Source organism: Streptomyces sp. NPDC051921, assembly GCF_040680975.1.
Classification (GTDB): Bacteria; Actinomycetota; Actinomycetes; order Streptomycetales; family Streptomycetaceae; genus Streptomyces.
The window spans coordinates 130,557-152,242 of sequence record NZ_JBFAXU010000006.1 but is presented as its reverse complement, the minus strand read 5'-3'; the positions used below and the strand labels follow the sequence as shown (position 1 = coordinate 152,242).

At 74.3% G+C, this 21,686-nt stretch carries 16 protein-coding genes; 6 read left to right on the top strand and 10 right to left on the bottom strand.

Annotation, left to right across the window (positions count from 1 at the left end):
- The first annotated feature begins 24 nt into the window (after positions 1-24).
- Both AB0M16_RS10550 and AB0M16_RS10545 read left to right on the top strand, forming a co-directional pair.
- Complete coding sequence (locus AB0M16_RS10550; protein ID WP_365341021.1) at positions 25-1,533, top strand: APC family permease; 1,509 nt, start codon at positions 25-27, stop codon at positions 1,531-1,533.
- A 1-nt stretch (position 1,534) separates the two neighbouring features.
- Positions 1,535-1,957, top strand: coding sequence for a universal stress protein (locus tag AB0M16_RS10545; RefSeq protein WP_365341019.1), 423 nt, complete (start codon positions 1,535-1,537; stop codon positions 1,955-1,957).
- A gap of 151 nt (positions 1,958-2,108) precedes the next feature.
- Here the strand turns inward: AB0M16_RS10545 and AB0M16_RS10540 are convergent, their stop codons facing one another.
- Positions 2,109-2,900: a DUF2785 domain-containing protein gene (locus AB0M16_RS10540; protein ID WP_365341017.1), complete on the bottom strand. Its 792-nt coding sequence runs from the start codon at positions 2,898-2,900 to the stop codon at positions 2,109-2,111.
- Between the two features lie 94 nt (positions 2,901-2,994).
- Complete coding sequence (locus tag AB0M16_RS10535) at positions 2,995-3,339, bottom strand: hypothetical protein (RefSeq protein ID WP_365341015.1); 345 nt, start codon at positions 3,337-3,339, stop codon at positions 2,995-2,997.
- Positions 3,340-3,560: 221 nt separating this feature from the next.
- Between AB0M16_RS10535 and AB0M16_RS10530 the strand changes: the two genes are divergently transcribed.
- Positions 3,561-4,109: an RICIN domain-containing protein gene (locus AB0M16_RS10530; protein ID WP_365341013.1), complete on the top strand. Its 549-nt coding sequence runs from the start codon at positions 3,561-3,563 to the stop codon at positions 4,107-4,109.
- A 400-nt stretch (positions 4,110-4,509) separates the two neighbouring features.
- Here AB0M16_RS10530 and AB0M16_RS10525 read toward each other — a convergent pair whose 3' ends face one another.
- The 5 genes from AB0M16_RS10525 to AB0M16_RS10505 form a co-directional block, all read right to left on the bottom strand.
- Positions 4,510-6,663: a hypothetical protein gene (locus AB0M16_RS10525; RefSeq protein WP_365341011.1), complete on the bottom strand. Its 2,154-nt coding sequence runs from the start codon at positions 6,661-6,663 to the stop codon at positions 4,510-4,512.
- Complete coding sequence (locus AB0M16_RS10520; protein ID WP_365341009.1) at positions 6,660-10,481, bottom strand: DUF5682 family protein; 3,822 nt, start codon at positions 10,479-10,481, stop codon at positions 6,660-6,662. The genes AB0M16_RS10525 and AB0M16_RS10520 overlap by 4 nt, the downstream gene beginning before the upstream one ends.
- Positions 10,478-11,632, bottom strand: a complete 1,155-nt coding sequence (locus AB0M16_RS10515; protein ID WP_365341007.1) for an AAA family ATPase — start codon at positions 11,630-11,632, stop codon at positions 10,478-10,480. Before AB0M16_RS10515 ends, AB0M16_RS10520 begins: the two co-directional genes overlap by 4 nt.
- Positions 11,633-11,932: 300 nt before the next feature.
- Positions 11,933-16,942 carry a DNA-binding protein gene (locus AB0M16_RS10510; RefSeq protein WP_365341005.1) on the bottom strand — a complete coding sequence of 1,670 codons (5,010 nt, stop codon included), beginning with the start codon at positions 16,940-16,942 and terminating at the stop codon, positions 11,933-11,935.
- On the bottom strand, positions 16,939-17,868 hold the full coding sequence (locus AB0M16_RS10505; RefSeq protein WP_365341003.1) for a DUF4132 domain-containing protein: 930 nt from the start codon (positions 17,866-17,868) through the stop codon (positions 16,939-16,941). The genes AB0M16_RS10510 and AB0M16_RS10505 overlap by 4 nt, the downstream gene beginning before the upstream one ends.
- Before the next feature lie 413 nt (positions 17,869-18,281).
- Between AB0M16_RS10505 and AB0M16_RS10500 the strand changes: the two genes are divergently transcribed.
- A complete protein-coding gene (locus tag AB0M16_RS10500) occupies positions 18,282-18,608 on the top strand; it encodes a hypothetical protein (protein WP_365341001.1) in 327 nt (108 codons plus the stop codon).
- Positions 18,609-18,788: 180 nt separating this feature from the next.
- On the opposite strand, the gene AB0M16_RS10495 is transcribed toward AB0M16_RS10500, so the two are convergent.
- Positions 18,789-19,199: a Rid family hydrolase gene (locus AB0M16_RS10495; RefSeq protein WP_365340999.1), complete on the bottom strand. Its 411-nt coding sequence runs from the start codon at positions 19,197-19,199 to the stop codon at positions 18,789-18,791.
- 162 nt (positions 19,200-19,361) lie between these two features.
- On the opposite strand from AB0M16_RS10495, the gene AB0M16_RS10490 reads away from it, so the two are divergent.
- A complete protein-coding gene (locus tag AB0M16_RS10490; protein WP_365340997.1) occupies positions 19,362-19,838 on the top strand; it encodes a hypothetical protein in 477 nt (158 codons plus the stop codon).
- A 212-nt stretch (positions 19,839-20,050) separates the two neighbouring features.
- Positions 20,051-20,479, top strand: coding sequence for an NAD(+)--rifampin ADP-ribosyltransferase (gene arr / locus AB0M16_RS10485; protein ID WP_365340995.1), 429 nt, complete (start codon positions 20,051-20,053; stop codon positions 20,477-20,479).
- A 10-nt stretch (positions 20,480-20,489) separates the two neighbouring features.
- Here the strand turns inward: arr and AB0M16_RS10480 are convergent, their stop codons facing one another.
- Positions 20,490-20,660 carry a hypothetical protein gene (locus AB0M16_RS10480; RefSeq protein WP_365340993.1) on the bottom strand — a complete coding sequence of 57 codons (171 nt, stop codon included), beginning with the start codon at positions 20,658-20,660 and terminating at the stop codon, positions 20,490-20,492.
- A 191-nt stretch (positions 20,661-20,851) separates the two neighbouring features.
- Positions 20,852-21,238: a hypothetical protein gene (locus AB0M16_RS10475; RefSeq protein WP_365340991.1), complete on the bottom strand. Its 387-nt coding sequence runs from the start codon at positions 21,236-21,238 to the stop codon at positions 20,852-20,854.
- Positions 21,239-21,686: the final 448 nt, after the last annotated feature.

Sequence of the window (21,686 nt, the reverse complement as noted above, 5' to 3'; positions counted from 1 at the left end):
CCGGCTCGACGGGAGCGAGGGAACATGGCCGCAGAGGACGCCGCACCCGCCGGGCGGCCCGTGGGACTGAAGGCCAACGCGATCGGGTTCGTCGACGCACTCGTCATCGGGCTCAACGCCACCTCTCCCGCCTACTCCCTCGCCGCCGTGATCGGGCCCATCGTCGCCCTCGCCGGCATCTACGCCCCCGGCGTCATGGTCGCCTCCTTCGTGCCGATGCTGCTCATCGCGTCGGCGTTCTACTACCTGAACAAGGTCGACCAGGACTGCGGCACGACCTTCTCCTGGGTCACCCGCGCCATGGGGCCGTGGGCCGGCTGGCTCGGCGGATGGGCCATCACGATGACCGGCGTCCTGGTCGTCGGCTCGCTCGCCGACGTGGCCGTCAGCTTCGCCCTGCTCGCGTTCGGCCTCGACGGCTGGGTGGACAACACCTTCGTCCGCCAACTGCTCACCGTGCTGCTCATCCTCGTCATGACCGCCGTGTGCGTCATCGGCACCGAGCTGTCGGCCCATGTGCAGAACGTCCTCATCCTGGCCCAGGTCGCCTGCCTGCTGATCTTCGTGGGCGTGGCGCTCCACAGCGTCTACGGCGACACGAGCAAGTACGACGCTGTCGAACCGGCACTCAGCTGGCTGAATCCGTTCGGTGCCGGCGGTGCGGCGCTCACCGGCGGGCTGCTTCTCGGCGTCTTCATCTACTGGGGCTGGGAGTCGGCGGTCAACCTCACCGAAGAGGTCGAGGACTCCGCCACCGCCCCCGGCAAGGCGGGGCTCTGGTCGACCGTCATCCTGCTGGTGACCTACGTGTCCGTGGGCTTCGCCGTCGTGGCCTACGCCGGTCCGGCGTTCCTGGCCGACAACGCGGACGAGGAGGAGTTCATCTTCGCGCAGCTCGCCACGGACGTCATGGGCGGCTGGGACTGGATCCTGCTGCTGGCCGTCTCCACCTCCGCCATCGCGTCCACCCAGACGACGATCATCCCGGCCTCGCGTACGGCGCTGTCCATGGCCCGCCGCCGGGCGCTGCCCTCCCCGTACGGCCACATCAACCCACGCTTCCGCACCCCCGACGTGAGTACGTGGTGGGTCGCCGCCATCGCCATCGCCTGGTACCTCGCGGTGAGCCGGATCAGCTCCAACGCCCTCTTCGACTCGCTCACCGCGCTCTCGCTGCTCATCGCCTTCTACTACGCGCTCACCGGCCTCGCCTGCGTGGTCTACTACCGTCGCCACCTCTTCGAGAGCGTCCACAACTTCCTGTTCATCGGGCTCGGCCCGCTGGTCGGTTCCGGACTCCTCGCGTGGCTCCTGGTGCGGTCGGTCGCCGACATGTCCGATCCGGAGAACTCGTACAGCGGTACCTCGTGGCTCGGCCTCGGCCCCCCGCTCGTGATCGGCATCGGCATCGCCCTCGCCGGAGTGATCATCATGATCGTGTGGCGCCTGCGGGCCCCCGCGTTCTGGCAGGAGCGGCCCAGCGTGGCCGACCCCGACCTGGTCCACGGCCGCGGCCCCCGCAAGGAGTCCTGACATGTCGGTCGTCCTGGGCTACGACAAATCCCCCGGTGCCGCCCGGGCGCTGCGCCTCGCGATCGAGGTGGCGGCGGCCTTCGACGAACGGCTCGTGCTGGTGTACGGGGCAGCGCCTCCCGGCCCCGTCGGCGAGGAGTACGCGTCCCACTACGAGGCCATCCGCCAGGCCGGCCGCACCGGCCTGGAGCACGCGGTCGCCGAGGCCGACCGGGCGGGTGTGCCGACCGTCGTCGAGGTGATCGACGAGAAGCCCGCCCAGGCCCTCATCGACGCGGCGAACCGCCATGCCGGGCGCGTCATCGTGGTCGGCAGCTGGGGCGAGAGCCCGATGCGCGGAGCGCTCCTGGGCTCGACCCCGCACAAGCTCCTGCACATGTCCACCGTCCCCGTCCTGTGCGTCCCTCCCGAGGAGCTGGAGTGAGCGGCGCGGGCGGGCTTGCGATCCACGCCGCGAGAGCGCGTGCTCGCGGGCGGTCTTCCTGAGGCCACCGATCAGGGAGCGTCGGTGACGGACTCGCCGCCCACGACGTCGTGGGCAACGGCCTCGCCGTCACGGGAGCCGGAGTCGCCGGTCAGCGCCTGACGATACGGTCGAGGACCGCGGCCACCCCGGACTTCACTGCGTCGCGGTGGTGGACGGGCTCCGCGGGCAGTTCACTGGTGGGGCGCACGCCCCGGTCGGCGAGGACGTACAGCAGGCGCAGCGTGCGCAGGCAGTTGCTGGTGTGGGCGGGCACCGGAGTGCTGATGCGGTCGGCCCCGAAGCGGTCGGAGATCGGCTCCAGCCAGCCGACGGCGTCCCGTTCGCTCAGGTCGGTGCGGGTGAGGACCCGGGCGATCGCCCGGGCCAGGCGGTCGTCCTCCATCTGGTCGTAGACGTGGCCGGTGGGCGCCGTCAGCCGCGCTGCGGCGAGGTCCAGCATCCGCACCGGCGCCACCTCGGGGTGGAGACCGAAGCGGGCCAGGAGGTCCGCGCCGTGCGCCACCGCGTGAAGCCAGCCGAGCTCCTCGTCGTGCCCGCGCAGGTCCTGCTCCGCCGGGTACCACTGCTCGAACGCGTCCACCCAGCCGGCCTTGAAGTCCCCTGCGGCGACCACCATGTCGAGCACGAGCGGCGCGAAGGTGCGGGCCTCGATCCGCCGGTCGGTGAACCGGGCGGCCATCTCGTCCCCCAGTTCCAGCCGTCGGGTCGCCCCGATCGTCCCGCGAGCGATCCAGGTGGCGAGCACGGTGTAGGGCGCGCCGTCCCGGACCAGTGGATCGGGATCCGCCAGGGCGCGGGAGAGTTCGCGGACGAGCTCGTCCAGGGGCTGGTCAGCGGGCACGGCGCAGTCGGCGGCCTCGACGCTCATCCAATCGATCATGACGGGCACGATAGGTCCTCGCCTCGGCCGAACGCCCGCGAATTCTGTCCGGGTATCCGTCGCCGGTGCCAACTGCGCAGCCGGGCACAGGCGTTCAGCAGGTCCTCGTCAGTCGTCCACGGCCTGGTAGAGCGTCGTCCGGAAGGTCCGGACCCTTGCCGGGGCCGGCGTGCCGCCGGCCGAGATCGGGGACCTGCTCGACGCCGATCCCGAGCGGTTCGCGGCCGCCGTGGGCGACGTGCACCGGCGCCTCACCGAACGGATCGAGGACGTGACCGGGCGCCGCGACACGCTGCACCGGCTCGCCCACGGCGACCGGATCCTGCTGCCCGACCGGGCCCGCGCGGTCCTGGACCGCCTCGCCGACCTCGGCAGCGGCCCCGCGCCGTGCGAAGTACGCGGGGCCACCCTCGGGGCACACCCGTCCTGTGGGTGTCACCGCGACCGTACGGCCCGGTCCGCCACACGGCGCGCCGGATGGGCCGTACGAGTCGGTCCCTCCCTCGCCACACAGCCCGCACGAGGGCGTGGAGCCCAGGACGGGCGGCTTTTCCCGGACACGTCTCGTGGAGTCCCCCCTTCCGCACATCTGTGCGCATACGCTGCGATCGCACGGCCAAGATCACTTCTCTGTAGGCGACTTGACCCCAGGGGGCATCGGTGAAACGACTCTTCGTGCGCATGATGTGCACGCTCGGACTGTTGGCGGGCTGCCTGGCCGCGACGGCCGCTCCGGCCGGTGCGGCTCCGGCCACCAACATGACGACCGTCACCAACCTGGCCGGTGGAACGTGCTTGGAGATGCCCAGGTGGACCCGAGAGTGGGGCGCCCAGGCCGCGGTGTGGGGCTGCAACGGCGGCGACAACCAGAACTGGGTCTTCCACCACGTCGGCGGTGGCTTCTTCCAGATCGTCAACCGGAACTCCGGCCTGTGCCTGGAGCTGCCGGGCCTGCCGCCGTCGACCTCCGACGGCACCGCGGTCGGGCAGTGGGAGTGCAACAACGGCCGCAACCAGCTCTGGTGGTTCGACCACTGGCGCAACGTCAACGGCCAGTCCACGGCCGAGCTCAAGAGCGCCTACGCCGGCTGCCTGGAGATCAACGGCTGGGAGACCGGCACGTGGGGCACCGGGGCCCAGCTGTGGAGCTGCAACAACGGCGACAACCAGCGCTGGGCCTTCGCGTACGACTTCATCTTCAGCCCCTGACCTCCTCGGCCTGAGCCGTACGCTGCGCCGGGCGGTTCTCCCTGAGGGTGATCCGGCCCTCGCGGGGGACCGCCAGGCGCGGCGCCCTTCGAGGGCCGTCGTCCGCTTCGTCGGCGAGCGGCACGCGCTCTCACCTGCGCCGCGGCCGACTGCTGCGAGCGCCAGGACGCTCGCCCCGCGCCCGTGGACGCGCCGAGAGGTCTCGTGGCCCGAGTCCCACCCCTCCGAGCCCTCGGCGCCGCAACCCTTCCACGCCCACGGAACCTGCCGGCAGCCGGAGTTCCGGACGCGGCACGGCTCGCGCGGTCGAACTCGGCCTACGCGGCGGGGCGAGCGCCGGAGCCCGTCGACGGCCGACCGCCCCCGAGCGGCCGGGGCCGCCCGGGGGCGTGGCGTCGGCTCATGACCAGGACGCGGCCACCAACGCCCGCTCCGCTGCCGCGAGGTGGACGGCCGAGGCGAGCCAGGCCCTGGCATAGGCATCGGCCGAGGCGTCGGTCAGGCGCCCGAAGGCGTCGCGCGGGCGGCGGCCCGCCTCCGCCGTCAGGGCCTGCGCCAGGTGCGCCGCGCCGCCGAGCCCCGCCCGGGTCAGCCGGGTGACGAGCGAGGCGGCGTCCGCCCCGCGGCCGGCCTCCGCCACGGCACGGCGGCCGCCCGCCACGCCCGTCTCCAGCAGTCGCCGCACCCGCCACAGCGGCGCGTCCGCAAGCGGGTCGGGCCCAGCGGTCACCGGCCCGCAGGCCACGGCCCCCGCCACCTCGCGGGGAAAGTGCGCGCCCTGGAGCCGGTCATAGCCCAGGTCGGCACGGCCCTTCCACTCGTCCGGCAGCCGCAGCGTGGCCGACGACCCCGGCACCGGCCCGACCGCCAGGGGCCGCAGCGTCGCCGCCCGGTCCAGGTCAGGACGGCCGAGCACGCGCAGAACGAGCCCGGGGTGCTCCGCGATCCGCCGCAGGTTGGCGGCGTGCGGCAGTTCCGGGTGGGCGTGCGCGGGGCGGAGCCGCAGCCGCGGCCCCTCCCCGGCGACGCGGACGACGACACTGTCACCGGCCGCCCCGACCACCTCGACGTCGCAGCCCAGCAGACGCGTCGCCGCCCTGCCGGGCTCTCCCGCCTCCGGTGCGCCGTCGGCGAGCACGGCGGCCATCGCCTCCCCGACGGGCCGGCCGAACAGCGCGGCGGCAGGCTCCTCGGACCAGTCCACCCCGCGCAGCGGTGTCGCTCCGACCCCCTTCCCTGCTCCGAGCCGTCCGTCCGCGGAGACGGTCGCGCCGACGATCCGCAGACCCCCGCGCGCCAGCCCCGCATGGTCGAGCACGCCGCCGCCGAGCGCCACGGACGCGGACCCCGCACCCCGCACGCGGGCGAGGCCGCCGGGGCGAACGTCGGACACCGTGTAACCGGCACCGTCCGCACCGATCAGGTGTGTCGTCACCCCGCCGTACCCGGTCGCGGACAGCACCGGCTCCCGGCACAGGCCGTACACCCGCAGGCTGCCGCCCTGTTCGTAGACCCGACGGGCGGAGCCCGTCGCACCCGTGCCTGCCGACCCGGAGACGAGCAGCGCGGCACCGGTCAGCAGCTCGCGGAAGGCCTCCGCGAGGTCGCCGAGGCGCTGCCCCTCGCTCCGCTCCCGCGCGGCCCGCAGGCCTCGTACGACACGCAGCGCGGCGGCCTCGGCCCGCGGCAACCCGGCCAGCCGAGCCGTGTGGGCGGCGCGGAGCAGCTCCGCCTGCACCACGGCGCCACCCGCGGTGACCCCTGCGGACAGCGCCTCGGCAGCGGCCTCCCACAGGGCCGCCGCGGCGCGCACCTGCGCCGCGGTGACGGCGGCGGGAGCGACTGCCCGGGCCGCACCCGCGCGCACCGGCAGGCCCTTCCCGACATCCACGGACGGGGTCACGCCGGCCACGGGGCGCCGGCCGTCCGCAGGCGCTCCGACGGGAGCGACAGGTGGCGCCTCGTCGCCGGTGCTCGCCGGGCCGTTCGCGGGTGTGGCCGATCCGTCCGCAGGGCCGGCGCCGGCGCCGGAGCCTCCGCTCCGCCCGGGAACCGTGCCGTCTCCGGAGCCCTCTCCTGCCCTGGGGCCTTCATCCGTGCCTGGGCCTGCGTCCGAGAGGGGTCCTGCGACCGAGGTGGGTGCTGCGCACGAGGTGGGTCCTGCGTCCGACACGGGTCCTGCGTCCGACCCGGGGCCTGCGTGCGAGCCGACGGCCTCGTCGGCGCCCGGGTCGTGTGCGCCGACCGCGTCGCCCTCCCCGTCAGCGAGGGGGGCCGCCCCGAGGACCGCGGCCCGGTGCAGGCAGCGCGGGGCCAGCAGACAGGTACAGGCGGCCTGTTCCGCGGTCGTGACCGCGCCGGACGGGCCCGGGCGCAGCGTGACCGTGGCGTCCTCGCCGAAGCGGACCTCGACCGCCCCGTCGGCCGGGGCGACCGCCCGGTCGGCGCAGCCGGCGATCGCCGCGTCGAGCTTCTTCCGCAGCCGCGCGCTGAGCTGCTCCACGGCGTCGGCGAGGACCTCGGGGGCGACCGGAGGCAGGAGTTCGGTGCTCAACGGGCTTCTCCACGGAGGCGGTCGCCCACCCAGCGGGCGAGGGCGAGCGGGCTGAGAGCGGCCACCGGCATGCCGGCCGCGACGAGTTGGCGCGCCACCGACACCGAGTAGCGCGGCGTCCCGGTGTCGTCGAGTGCCGCGCAGCCCAGCAGGTGGGCGCCGGAGGAGGCCAGAGCACGCACCTCGCCCAGCAGCCCGCCGAGCGGTGCGCCCTCTTCGAAGTCGCTGACCACGACGACGAGCGTGCGGCTCGGCACGGTGATCAGCGAACGCGCGTGCGCGAGACCGGCCGCGATGTGCGTACCGCCGCCCACCCGGACCTCGAGCAGCAGCGACAGCGGATCCTCGACCCGGTCGGTCAGGTCGACGACCTGCGTGGAGAAGGCCAGGAAGTGCGTCGACAGGGTGGGCACCCCGCCCAGGACCGCGGCCGTCAGGGCCGACCAGATCACCGAGGCCTCCATCGAGCCCGAGACGTCGACGACGAGGACCAGCCGCCAGTCCGCCTCCTTGCTCGCCCGTGTGCTGAACACGGGGCGCTCCGGTACGACGACGAGCCGGCCGTCGTCGGTCCGTCGCGTGCGGGCGAGATTGGCCCGCAGCGTACGGGCCAGGTCGAGCCGCCCGCCGGGCCGTCGGGTGGGGCGCGGTGTGGCGAGACCGGAGAGCGCCGGACGAAGTCGGGTGGCCAGCTCTCGGCCGAGCTCGTCGACGAGCCGCTTCACCAGCGGGCGCAGCCTGGCGAGTTGGGCCTCGGGCATGCCTCCGGCCAGGGACAGTACCGAACCGAGCAGCTCCACCGAGGGGCGCACCGCCGCCGGGTCGAGCTGCGCCAGCACGTCGGTACGTCCCGCGTCGGCGGCCTCCGCGAGGACCTCCTCGCGCACGTCGGCGCCGAACAGGGCCTCCAACTCCTGCGACCATTCCCGGGCGGTGGGGAAGGACGGGTCCTGGCCACCCCCCTGACCGGGCGCGCCACCGTCCAGGTCCTGCGCGCCCTCGCCGCGCCCGCGACCGTAGAGCTCGTCCAGGGCGTGGGCGTAACGGCGTGCCTGGCCGTTGAGCCGTTCCTTGTGGCGGCCGAGCAGCAGCCGCCAGCGGTCGGCACTGCCGAGCTGCCGCCGGTCCGCGTCGCCCGCGGCCAGGGTGTCCGCCGCGGGCGCGGGGGCGCCTTCGGTGGCAGTGGCAGTGGCAGTGGCAGTGGCGTTGGTCTCGGGGGCTGTGTCGGGCGGCGTCCCGGTCGAGATCGCGGGTCGGGGACGGTCGGCCGCGTCGGAGACCGCCAGGCCCAGGGCCTTCAGCGCGGCCGATCCCGCCGCGTCGGCCGCCGCCCACAGGACGAGCAGCTCCGGCGGGGCGTCGAGCGAGAGGTCGAGCCGGTCGCCGAGCCGCTCCGTGACGGTGGTGAGCAGCCGGTCGCGCGCGGCCGGGGCCAGTGTGTCGAAACCTCCGCGCAGTGCCGGGAGCCGGTCGAGGAACTCCTGGTCGGCGAGCGTGTCGATGCGGTCCATGAGCGGTCCGAGGGCGCCCGGTGACGCTTGGAGAAGGGGCCCGGCAGCCGTGAGCACTCCGGAGAGACGCTTGGTCAGGGCGCGGCGCGTGTCGGGGGTCGTGGCCCCGTCGATCCAGCCGGCCGTACGCTCGCCGAGCCCGGCCGCGTCGTCCACGTCCAGCAGCACGCGTACGGCCAGGGCGGCGCCCTGAACGAGCGGGGAGCCCTCCGCGGCGAGCTCGGCGAGGGCCCGGTCCAGTCGTAGTCCCAGGTGACGGCTGGCCGCCCGGTCCGCCAGCGCCACCAGGGCCCCGGCGTCGGCGGCGCTGTCGCTCCCGGCGAGGCCGGGCAGGGACCGGACGGCGGCCTCCAGGAGCTCCTCCGTGAGCGCACCGGCCCTCGTGCGGGCGTCGTGCGTGGCGCCGGGGTAGTGGCCACGCCGCAGCCCCTCCAACAGGTCCAGGGCATGGAGGAGTTCGGGCAGGCCGGCGCTGGCGGGCAGTACGGCGGAGGCTTCGTCCAGGCGCGCGTCGACCAGTTCGGGCAGGTCGCAGCGCGCGGCGGCGGCCAGCCCGGCCAGGATCTGGTCCGGGGTGGGGCCGCCCTCGGCGGCCTCGCGGCGCGCGGTCGCGGCGAGCGTGCCGGCGGCGGCCTGGGCCGCGGTCACCCCGCGCACTCCCGCGAGGTCGAGGCGCGCGGGCACGGACGGCGTCCACGTCAGACGCCACTTGGTGCCGAGCGCCGTGCCGTCGCCCGTGCTCGCCACGGTGAGGGGCTCGCCGTACGAAGCGCCGATCACCAGCAGGCGCTGGAGCAGGACCTCACGGCGGCCGTCGAGGGGCGAACGGAGCGGGTCGAGGCGCAGGTCGCGCCGGTCGGGGTCGTCCGGGCGGGGCAGGCGCAGTTCGGCGAGCTCGGCCTCGACCGAGGGGCCGAGTCCGGACCGCGGCGCGTGCGGGCTGATCCGGCCGCGCGCGGCGCCGACGAACACGGCCTCCAGCGCGCGGGCCAGGGCCCGGCCCCGGCCGAGGGGTTCGCCCTGCCCGAGGACGGTGGTGACGGCCTCCAGCAGCTCGCCGCGCCCGGGCGCGGGCAGCCCGCGCAGGGCGGCCAGGTCGTACGCGAGGCGCAGGGTCTCGGCGGCCTCACCGGTTCCCGCGGTGTGACCCGCACGGCGCATCTCCCGGCACAGGCCGGTCACCGCGTCGGCAGCCGCCTCCCGGATCCGTTCCGGGTCGCCGGCCGCGGCGAGCACGGCCTGCTGCCACAACGGGTCGCGGATTCCGGCGGGGTAGCCGGACCGCGAGTCGAGCAGGTCGAAGGAGTACGGAACGAGCGAGGTCACCGCCGAGTCCGCGCGCGCCGCGGCCCCCGCTTCTCCGGCGCCGGTGCCGGTCGCTGAGGCTTCGTCACCGGCCTCGGAAGCCGTGGCCGAGGCCGCGTCGGAGGACGCGCCCGTTCCGGCCTGCGCCCCCGATGCCGCCCCCACACCGGCAGCCGCCCCGGCTCCGGCCCGCGCCTCGGCGGATGCGAGGAGCGCAGGTGCGTGGAAGGCGCCGATCACGGCCGCGACCCGGCGTCCGTCCGCCGCGGCGGCGGCGATCACCTGCCGCATCCGCTCCTCGCGCGCCAGGTCGGTGGCCGGCACGGCGGCGTCGGTGCGCAGGGCCCACCCCACTCCCAGGGCGGCTCGGCGCACCGCGTCCGGGGTGCAGCCCGGAGCCAGCACCTCCACCGCACGGTCCCACAGGTCGTCGCCGGCACGGCCGGTCCCGGCGGCGGCGAGCGCTTCGGCGTACGGGCGCCGGCCCCGCGCCGTACCGTCGGCGGGACCCGCGTCGAGGCGATCCGCAGCATCCGCGGAAGCAGCGGCATCCGCGGAAGCACCGGCGCGCGCTGAGGCACCGGCGCCCGGGCGTGCGGCCTCGCTCCCGTTCGCTTCGAGCATCGGCCCCGGTGCCTCGGCCGACCAGCCCGGGTCGCCGAGGGGAAGGTCGCAGCACACGACCTCCACCCCGCGGGCCCTGGCCCAGCGGATCGCGGCGAGCTCCGGCGAGAAGTCCGCGAAGGGGTAGAACGACAGCCGTCCGTCCTCGCCCGCCCCGGCCAGGGCGATCGGGGCCAAGGTCTCGGGGTCCGCCAGGTGCTCCAGCCAGGGCTGGAAATCGGCCGGGAGCTCGACACAGACCACCTCGGCCCGCGCCTCCTCCAGCAGGGCGGGTAGCACGGCGGCGAGTGCCGGACTGTGGTGGCGTACTCCCAGCAGGTACGGCGCGCGCGACGCGGCCAGCGCGTCCACGGCCGCCCGGGGATCGACGGTCGTCAACGCAGGCTCCCGCGCAGGTCCCAGAGCCGGCGCCACATCGCCGAGCCGTTCTCGGCCCGGCGGCGCACCGGTCCGTCCCAGTAGCCGAGCAGGCGCGCGTGGTCGGCCGGATCGTCCTTGCGGACCACGCCCAGCAGATGGCCCGGCAGCAGGTCCAGAACGTCCCCGCCGGGCAGGTAGGCGGCCGCGACTCCCAACGACGCCGCCACCTGCACGGCTTCGGCGGTGGACATGACCGTGCCCGGCCGTTCCACGTCCCAGCCCTCGGTCGAGCGGCCGGAGCGCAGGTCGCGGAAGACGGTGACGAGGGCGTCCAGAACGGCGTCGTCGACGGCGAACGCCGCGCCCGCCCGTTGCACGGCGGCGACGGCCTGCCGACGGATCAGGACCGCCTCGGCGTCGGCGTCGGCGATCGGGTCCACGGTCTCGAAGTTGAAGCGGCGCTTCAGTGCGGCCGACATCTCCGAGACGCCCCGGTCGCGCAGATTGGCGGTGGCGATGACGGTGAAGCCGGGAGCGGCGCGCACGACCGCGTCCTCGGTGGCGGTGAGCTCCGGCACGCTGACCCGCCGGTCCGACAGGATGGAGACCAGGGCGTCCTGCACCTCGGGCAGGCAGCGGGTGATCTCCTCGACCCGCACGACGCGCCCGGTCCGCATGGCGGCGAGGACGGGGGAGTCCACCAGGGCCTGCGGGGTAGGCCCCTGGGCCAGCAGCAGGGCGTAGTTCCAGCCGTAACGGAACGCGTCCTCGGTCGTGCCCGCGGTGCCCTGCACGGTCAGGGCGCTGGTTCCGCTGACGGCGGCCGCGAGCAGTTCCGACAGCATCGACTTGGCCGTACCGGGCTCGCCGGTGAGCAGCAGCCCGCGCTCTCCGGCGAGGGTGACCACACACCGTTCGACGAGCGCGCGTTCGCCGACGAACTTCGGGGCGACCGTCATCTTCGACGGCAGACCCGCGCGACGCCCGGGCAGGGCCAGCTCCAGGCCGTCACTTCCGCAGACGAACGTGACGACCGCACGCGGGGTGAGTGCCCAGCCGGGCGGCCGCGGGCCGGGGTCCTGAGCGGCGAGGAAGGCGAGCTCGGCGGCGTGGCGCTCTTCGGCAGGCTGGCCCTGCCGGACCGGGGCGGTCTGTTCGGTGACGGTCATGCGGATTTCCTTCTTCGTGGGTCGACGTGCTGGGACGAGCGTGGACGTGCCCGGACGTGCCCGGTCGTGCCGGACGTGACTGAACATGCTTGTGCATGCGTGTGCATGCGTGTGCGTGCGTGTGTGCGGGGTCGGGGACGGGCGCGGCGCACCCGGGGGCGGGCGCACCGCGCCGTGCTGACGGCGGCGCGGCCGGTCAGCGGCGGCTCAGGTGCCGTTCGGCGGTGCCTGAGCCGCAGTGCCTCGGCTGGGGTCCCCCGGGGGCGGTTCCTGAGCGGGGGTTCCTCGGACGGCGCCGACTCAGCGCCGCCGCCGCGTACGCCGGACCTTCAGCTCCTCGAAGCGCGGGACGTCGCCGTCGAGGATCCGCCGCCACGCCCGGACGAACAGTTCCGCGGCCGGCTCGGTCGGCACCAGGGCGCCCAGGGGCGGCCGGCCGCCGACGCCCGCCCCGTACATCGGCAGCTTCCACCGCTCGACGGGCAGGACGGGCGAGGCCTGTTCGGCCCAGGCACCGGGCAGGAACAGCGAACGTCCGGCCCGGGCCCGTACGGCCGACACCACCAGGTCGGTGGCCTCCAGTTCCGCCCGCGCCGCCCTGAGGCGGGCCGGCTTCCACCCCGTCCACCGCGCGGTGTTGCGGTCCGTCGGGTCGGGCATGGCCAGCAGCATCAGGTACAGCGTCGCCGCGTCGGCGCCCAGACCGCGAGCCCCGGCGACCTCGGCCACCAGCTCGGGCACCGAACGCGACGGATCCTGCGGCCACCACATGCCCTCGTCGTCCGTCCCGCCGGCCGCGGGCGCTCCCGGGTCGGCCAGCAGCCGTGCGAACGCCGGATCGTGCGCCCGCCGCAGGGCCGTCTCGACCCCGGTGGGCTCCTGGTCGGCGCCGCGCAGCGCCACCAGATACGGGTCGGATCCGGTGGAGTCCAGCAGGACGGGCCGCACGGCCGGCTGGGGCTGGCCGTCCTGCGTGGCCATGAGCACCGCGCCGTACCGCTCGTGGTCGGGTGCCGTCTCCGTCGGCGCCCCGGCCACCTTCCGGAAGTCCGCAAGGCTCGTGTAGTGCCCCACGGAGAGCAGCAGTTCGGGCGCCGCCAGACGCTGCCGCACGGCGGTCAGGGCACTGGGCAGGGCCGCCCGTACCGGATCGCCGGCGGGCAGCCGGTGGGCCAGCCAGGCCGTCAGGCTCATCGAGCCCGTGAGCACCGCCGAGGTGAACGGCGCTTCGGCGGGTGTCACCGGCGCCGGGCGGTCGCCCTCGATGCGCCAGGGCGCGTCGACGCCGAGCTCCGGGGACGACGCCGGGTCCAGCAGCGCCGGGAGCGCCCGGTGCGCGGGCCAGCCGCCGCGCGCGGCACGCGCGGCCTCCGCCGCCAGCCAGTCGGGCACCTGGCGGCGCTGTCCCACCCTCTCGTTCCACACGGCGGCCGCCGAGACCACGTCCGGGCCCTCGCTCCACAGCCGCGCCGGGTCGTGCGGCAGGAGCGCCGCGATCACCGCCCGGCGCACCTCGACCGTGAGCGCGCGAAGCTCGTCGCGGGCGTGTGCCGCCTCGGCCACCTTCAGGCCGAGCACCTTGCGCAGTTCGGCCGGCAGGAAGTTGTTCTCCCAGCTGTCCACGTCGGGCATGCCCGCGAGAACGATCCGGGCCAGCGCCCCGGACACGCCGGTGAGGCGGCTGAACTCGTCCGCGGCCTCCGGCAGGAACGGCGCCTCCGCCGCACGGGTCCGCGCCTCCGCGGCGTACGACGGCGACCTGTCGGCCGTCGGACCGGCCTGCGCCGCACGGGTCCGCGCCTCGTTGAGGAAGACCGCGAGCCAGTCGGCGCCCCGCGCGCGGTCGCCCACCGGTGCGTCACCGCGCAGCGTGTAGGGGCCGGGCACCGCGAAGCGACCGCTCGGGTCGTGCAGCAGCGCACCGAACTCCCGCCCGTCGTCGACGCCCGACGTGTGCTCGGTGATACCGAGCGCAGCGCCACCGCCCAACGGCAGCACACTGCGGTGCGCGGCGTTGCGCTCCTGACCGTCAGGCGTGTGCAGGTGGGGCGTCGCCAGATGGACCAGCACCCGGCGCCAGCGACTGGCCGACGCCGCCGTCGAGGCCAGCCCCAGCGCGTCGACCTGCCCGAGGACGGCGAGCAGGGCGGCCCGGTGCGCCGGGTCGCTGCCGGGCGCGACGGCCCGGTACGCGATCGCGGCCGGCTCGTCCAGGAGCTCGACGAACGGCAGCCCGGTGTACGGCAGCGACGGCAGGTCGAAGTGCAGCCGACCCGGCAGCGCCACGGCCGCGGTGTCCGCTCGGACGGACGCCAACGCCTCCAGATAGCGGTGGGTCACGTCGTCGTCCGCGCCGTAGCGGTAGTAGCCGGAGCCGACGACGCCGCGCAGCGCCTTGGCGATCAGCTGGTCGCTCGGCCCCTGGACGGGGGGCTCCGCGGGAGCCGCGGCCGGGTCGAGACGTGCGGCCACGGCGTCCAGCGCCTTCTGCTGCCGCACCGCGAAGCGCAGCACCTTCACCACGCCGGCGATCAGCTCGGGCGCCGAGACCTGCGGCAGCGCGGCGCTCACCAGGTCGGGCAGGTCCGCGGCCCGCTCCGCCACCACGGCCGCCTTCAGCAGGACTCCCGCCGACTCCGCGTCGGCGCCCCGCAGCGCCGCCGAACCCTGAGGATCACGCGCACGCAGCATGTACAGGTACGGCAGCGGCGGCAGCGCCTGACCCGCGGTCCCGTACAGCTCGTTCCGGTGGTCGCAGTGGGCCGTGGTCGTGACCACGCCCTCCGGGTCGCAGAGCGACAGCGCACGCCACTGTCGGGTCAGCGCCCGCGGCCGGTCGTCCCCGGGGAAGGTCAGCGCGGCGACCGGCTCGTCGGCGCCCTTCGGGAGCGTGACGGACCGTCCGGTGGTGTCCTCGCCGTGACGCCCGCCGTCGGGCAGCCGCACGACGCGCCAGCCGAGGAGTCCGTCCGCGGACGCGCCCTGGACCGATCCCTCCACCGCGGGGGCCGGCCGCAGCCAGGACGAACCGGCGGCCAACTCGGCACCCGGCGCGTGCCCGAGCAGCGCGTCGGCGAGGAAGCCGGGCTGCGAGCGCCTGCCGTACGCGCCCCCGAACGGGTCGTACTCGAGCCAGCCGCCCCGGTCCCGGGCGCCCGCGTCCTGCCCGTGACCGTCCTGCCCGCTCCCGTCCTGCCACACCCAGTACGAGGTGCCGTCGGAGATCAGCGCCCGCTCCCCGGGCAGCTTCGTGTCACCGCTGTGCAGGACCCCGCCGCCGGTGGTGCGACCGCCGCCGGGCAGCGGCAGACTGAGGTGATCCGAACGCATCGTCCAGTAGTCGGAGCCCGCGAGGGCGAACACGGCGTCCGGCGCGGTGTGCCAGTAGCCCTGCGGCTCGCCGCGGCCGTACGTGCTCCAGAACACCAGCAGCGCGCCGTCCACGTAATGGAAGCCCGTCCGCCACACGGAGGCGGTGGGCACCCGCAGATCGTGCACGAGGACGGTGGATTCGGCGTCGATGACGCGCACCTGCGTCGAGTTGGCGACGATCAGGTACGGCCAGGCCTCGACGACGGTCAGACCGTCGGTGGTATGGCGCGCGGGCGTCAGCTCCGCCAGCGCCTCCTCCCACGCGGGCCAGCGCAGCTCCTCCCACAGTCCACCGCGCAGGGTGCGCGCCACGGCCTCGCCGAGATCGGCACCGGCCGCCGCAGCGACCTCCTGCGGCGCGAGCGCGAGAGCCTCGGCGGGAAGCCACGAAAGACGCTCGATCGCCTTCGGCAGTCCGGGCAGCCCGGCCGCCACCGACGCGTCGGCCACCTCGCGCATCCACTCGGTGAGCATCGGACGGCCGCCGGGCGACGCGGCCAGCCGCCGCATCACGTCCGCACCGGCGGACGCGCTGTTGTAGCTGTTCGCCCCGCGCCGGAAGGCGGGCCGGAAGCGCGGGTCGGCCGCCAGCGCGACCAGGTCCCGCGGCTCCTCGCCGCGCGCCCAGTCCGACAGGTTCAGGGCGTCGCCGCGCCGGTTTCCGGCGGGCCTCTCCTCGGGGTCGGCGACCGCGATCCCCAGCGAGAGCAGGAGGTCCAGCAGGTTCACGTCCTCGACACCGATCCGCAGGAACCGTTCGGCCTCGGGCCGCGCCGCCAGGTCGGCACGCAGCCGCCCCGCCGCCCGCTCGACCAGCTCCAGCAGGGCGGGCGGCGTGGGACGTGGCCCCCAGCCGCGGTGCCGGGCGACGTGGAAGCGCTCCAGCCAGCCCGCCGCGCCGTCGGAGCACTGCTCCTCGCGTGGCAGGTCCGCGTCCGTGAGACCGGCGTCGGCCCCCGAATCCGCCAGGATCCCCAGCCACAGCTCGGTCATGTCCCCGCTGTCCCCGGGCGGGATCATCGACAGCAGCGCGCCCCGCACGGACGGAACGCGCCGGGCCAGCGCGATCAGCGCGCCGCGGTGCGACTTCCACCAGCCCGCGGCGGCCCGCAGCGTCGCAGGCAGGGGCAGGAGCTCCGAGAGGTAGTCCTGCTCCGCCTCGCCACCGGACAGGTCCGCGGCGCGGGCGAGCCGCTTCAGCTCCACCGCGGCCTGGGCGGACGGCGCGAGGCCGCCGGCGGTCCGGCGTACGCACAGCCGCCTGAACCGCTCGTACGCCTCCACGGGGGCGAGCCGGGCGGCCAGGTCCTTGCCGTACCCGGTCAGCACCTTCACCGGCAGCGCGCCGGCCAGAGCGAACTCCAGGAACACGGCGTCGAGCCGGTCCGCGTCGACCGGGAGTCCGTGCTGCGCCTCGCTGGCGCGGGCGCGGCCGAACAGCTGGCCCGCGTACGCGGTGTTCTCGACGCCGAGGAACACCCGCGCGGCCTGCTCGTAGAAGACGGGGAGGAAGTGCGGGACGGCCGAGGCGAGGCGCCCGGCCAGCTCATGGCAGGCGTCCAGGGCGGCCTTGGGCTTGGTCTTGGCCTGTCGGGCCAGCCGGTCCAGCTCCGGCACGACCGCCAGGGCGTGATGCCCGTCCTCGGGGTGGTGCACCAGCACCCACTCGGGGAAACCGAGCTCCTGCCGCCGGCCGAGACCCACCACGGCGGGCTCGCCCTCGGGCTCGAGCCCGAGGAAGCCGGCGGCGAGGTCCTCGGCGGGGCCGAGTTCGGCCGCGGTCAGCCGGACGACGACCCGGTCCTCGCCGAGCACCGCGTGACGATAGGTCCGCGCGGTCAGCTCGACCGCCGAAGGCCCCGCTCCCCGCGCGTCGGCCGGGAGCACCGCCCCCGCCGCGAGCAGCTCCTTGTTGTCGTTCTCGCCCGTGCCGGTCACGCGTCCCCACCCTCTTCGATCGTGCGGCCGGCGTACAGCGCAGCGGCCATGCGCATCCCCTCGGACCAGGCCACCGGCCCGACCTCGTGCAGCCGCACCGCGCGGCCGTCCCCGTCGTGCCAGCTCAGCCCGCCGGTCTCCGACTCCCCGTCCCAGTAGGGCTCGCCGATCCACACCGACGCCTCCGTGCTGCGGCCTCCGTCGCGCACCTTGCACGTGGCGTAGCCGCCGGACACCCGGTAGCCGAGACCCGTCGCGCGCGCCGCGAGTCCGAAGCGCGAGGCGAACTTCCCGCCCGCGTAGTCCCGTACCTCGGTCGCCGTCGCCGTCGCCGTCGCCGTCGCTGTCGCTGTCGGATGCCCGGCACCCGGCCCGTCCGTCCCTCCCGCGCCGCCTGACCGGTCCGTTCGGTCCGGCCTGACCCAGGTGGCCCGGTGGATCTGCTCCACCTTCTGGGTGATGCCGAGGTCGGCCGCGAAGTCGCGTACGTCGTCGAGGTCCGGAAGGAGCACGGGATGCGGGATCGTCACCGTCCGCGGCGCCAACCGCACGGTCTCGCCGTCGAGGTCGACCACCTTGAGCTCCCCGTCGGAGGTGACGTCCCGCAGGAAGCCGACCTCGTCCGGGTCGTCGCCCACGACCGCCATGTCGCGCAGAGCCGCCCGCCACGCCTCGTCCGGCCACACCCGCGTGATCAGCTCGGTCGGCACCGGGAGCGACGACACCATCCAGGCGTCCACCTGGGCCACGCACGCGGCCGCGTGCCGGTCCAGCCACTCGGCGAGCCGTCGCAGCCTGTCGACCTCGGGACTGTCGCGCAACGCCTTCGGCAGCGTCTTCAACTGCCGCCCCCCGGCGCGCCGTGCGGCCACACGCCCGTCCTCAAGGGTGATCTCGTACCCTTCACCCGCTGCCAGCCACGCCATCAGCCGTGCCCCTCCGCCTGTCCGTCAGTTGCCGGCGCAGCTCGAACCAGAGGCCACGAAAGCCCCTGAGCTGCGATATGCGGGGAGATTAGCGAGAGCCACTGACAACGAACGCGCCGCCGGTGCAGGGAGCCTGGGACGGGACCCGACATGACGACCGGAGGCGGGCACAGGCATGGGCACGGGCATGGGTGCGGGTACGGGCGCGGGCGCGCCTTGATCGTCGCGAGCTTCGTGAGCCGGGTGGGCAACGGGCTGTTCAACACCGCCGCGGTGCTCTACTTCACGCTGGTGGTGCACCTGCCCGCCGTACAGGTCGGTGTCGGCCTGACGATCGCCGGGCTGGTCGGGCTATTGGCCGGAATCCCGGCCGGGAACCTGGCCGACCGGTACGGGCCATCCTCGCCGTCTGCGTGCACAGTCTCGGAGAGTCAGGGGAGGCCTCGGGCGGCTACGCCATCGGCTTCGGCCTCGCTCCCGACCACGCCCAAGGGCAGTACCAGGGCTTCTTCGGCATCGCCTTCGACGCAGGGCAGGCCCTGGCGCCGATGGTCCTCACGACCGCGGTCCTCGGACTCGGACACGCGGGCCGGCTCCTCCTCGGAGCGTTCTTCGCGGCGCTGGGCGCGGCAGGCCCGCCGGTCGCCGCCTGGGGAGAACGCACCCGCCGGTCGAGCGACGGCACCGCCTCCGCGACACCGGACCACCCCGACAGGGCCGCGCTGCCCGACACCGCCTGAGGCGGCACACCGGCGGGTACGGAAACCGAGGTGGGTGACCTGTTGCAACCGCGCGGCTGGCGGGCAGCGTTCACGGTCGCTGAAGGGGGTGAACGCGTGGGCTGCCCTGGTGAGCGCCGTCGAGCGCGGCCACACCAACAGGCGGGGCGGTTGGCCCCTCCGCAGGGATGGCCCGCCGGCTCAGGGATCGAGCACGGCGGCGATGGCTTCGATCTCCACGAGCTGGTCCTCGTAGCCGAGCACGGTGACACCCATCAATGTGCTGGGCACGTCGTGGTCACCGAACGCGTCCCGGACGACCTCCCACGCCTTCACCAGGTCCTCCCGGCGGTGAGAGGCGACGAGAACGCGGGTGCTGATGACGTCGTGCAGTGACGCGCCGGAGTCCGTCAGCGCGGTCCGCATGTTCTCCACAGCCCTGGCCGCCTGCCCCGCGACGTCTCCGATCGCCGCAGTGGAGCCATCCTCGTTCAGAGGACATGCTCCGGCCAGGAAGATCAGCCGCGACTCGGCCGGGGCCGTGGCCGCGTAGGCGTACTCCGCAACATCGGACAGGGAGGCGGAGCGAATCAATGTGACGGCACGTGGCACGGGCTTCCTTCCGCAGCAGTTCCGGGGCACTCAGGACCTTCCCAGAGGTCGAGTCCGCGTTCGACGCATTTTTTCCTGGCCCGTCGACTCCCGTGATGGCCACTGCCGTCGGTCGCCCGATGGGTCTCACGCGATCGAAGAGCCACCCCCTAGGGTCATGGTGTGAGTGACTACTACGACCTGTTTCTGGCGGTGGACCTGCCGTCGGACCTGCCCGAGCCGGTACTGCTGGAATTGAGATGGCTCCTGGGGCAGGCGGACACGCCGGCGGAGTTGACGGCGACCGACTGGGAGTCATGGGGCGGTCCCTGGCAGGCCTTCGACGGCGGCTCGGCGAGCCACGCGTTCGAAGGGGCCGATGTGTCCCTGCTGGTCCGCGCCGCCGACAGGCCGAACCTGGACGGCGGTGAACCATGGGCCCTCACCGTCCGGACGTGCGTCCACGAGGACGACTTCGGGGTGACGATGGACGTCGTCGGGTGGCTTCTTCAGCACGCGACGTCGCACGGGTGGGTCGGGTTCGTCCGTGACTCCGGCCTCGGCCAGGTCCACCATCTCGTGCGCCACGAGGACGGCTTCGAGCTCGTCGAGGTCCAACCGGTCGGCCGTCGGAAGCGCGTCACCGGGCCATCGCGGTGAACGTCCCCGGTCGTCGGCGTGAGCCTCGCAGCACACGTGGTCTCCCCGTCGGCCTCGCCGGCGAGCCGCCGATGGGCGGCCGGGTTGGTGCCGTCGCTGTCCTGGTGGATCGGTGACAGCGTGCGAAGGCGACTTCTTCGGTCATCACTGGGAAGATCTCCTCAGCCACCCCCGGCCCCCGGCGACCGGCCAGACAGCTCACGGAGTACCCCATGATCGGTGAACCTGTCCCCTTCCAGGTGTACGAGGCGGGAACCTACCTGCACGGGACGAAGGCGGACCTCGTGCCGGGCGACCTGCTGAGTCCGGGCCACGCGTCGAACTTCGAGGAAGGACGCGTGTCCCGGCACGTCTACGTTTCGGAGACTCTGGACGCCGCCGTCTGGGGCGCCGAACTGGCTGCCGGTGACGGCCCGGGACGGATCTACGTGGTGCAGCCGACCGGCGAGCTCGAGGACGACCCCAACGTCACCGACAAGAAGTTCCCGGGCAATCCCACCCGCTCCTACCGCACCCGCGAGCCCGTGCGCGTCCTGTCAGAGCTCGAGGGCTGGCTCGGGCACCCCCCGGAGAAGATCCGGGCCATGCTGGAGGGGCTGGCCGAACTGCGCCGCAGGGGCGCCGCCGTCATCCTGGACTGACCGGGGACCCTCAGCACGGATGCATGTCCTGGCCGGTGCCGCAGAGCGGTCCCGGGTCCTCGTAGAGGGAGGCAAGGAAGATCGCCCACGCCACCAGGGCGACGATGACGCCGACGCGCCACAGCAGTTCGGTACGTCGCTTGGCCTTCTCGTCGGGATCGTGCTGCTCTTCACCGTTCATGTTCCCCCCTGCATGCGCGACCGTGGCCTCGCAGGCGTACACGCCGGACGACCCCGGCTCGGTTCTGCCCCTGCGCGTTCGGCCCGCGAGGGAGCTCACGCCGTCCTGGGCTCGGCGAAGGGGGAGGGCGCCCCGCTCCGGGCCGGTGACGCAGGGGCATCGGCGCCCGGGGAGGGCGCCGGCTTCCCGGGTCAGTAGGTGCGCCGGCCCGAAGAGCGCCCGAGCAGGGCTTCCGAGACGAGACGCACGCCTCGGGAGAGCCTGCTCAGCTGTTCCAGTTCCATGGCGTACATCCGGATGCTGTTCTCGATGAGCGCTTCGGACACGCCGATCGCCGGGAGCTCGACGCGGCTGGTCTGCAGTGCCTCACGCACCGCGCGCATCTCGTGCTGCAGCTGGAGCTGCACATGGCGGACGAGGAGCGCGGGATGGCGCGTGAGCGTCACGTAGCTGCCGTAGCGGGCCGGGAGCAGCTCCCTCAGCCACCGTTTGGCGCTGCGTTCCCAGTCGTGCGTGCCGGGGGCCTTGACCTGGAGGGGCCAGTCAGGACTGCGCGTGAGGGCGGCGGTCTGGGGCATGCTCGTCACTTCCGAGGGGTGGAGAAGTTCTGATCGAGGTCGGGACGCGGCGGCCTCGGTGAAGGGGGTGACCGAGGCCGCCGCGGCGCTCCGGGCGATTCGAGAACCGTGCCCATCACCCGGGTGCGCCGAGGAGGAGTGGCTCACCGGGTGGCTGTTCGGCGAGGACGTGGGGTTGTCCTCCTGGCATCTATGAGACCGGAACGCCGCCGTCAGTAAACATATATACCGTCGAGTAAGCAAGAGTATGAAAAATTTCATACACACTTTGACATTGAATGTCTTTCTTGCGGCGCCTGGTCGAAAAGGCCCGCTCGGGCCGGTCGGAGCGGAAATCCGCGCTGGTCAGTGGGTCGGCCGTAACTTTCCGAGGTGCCCTGTGACGCTCTGGAGTCGCCTCGGCGTGAGCCGGATCCGTGTCGGCGGCGACTCCGGGTGTCCCAGCTGG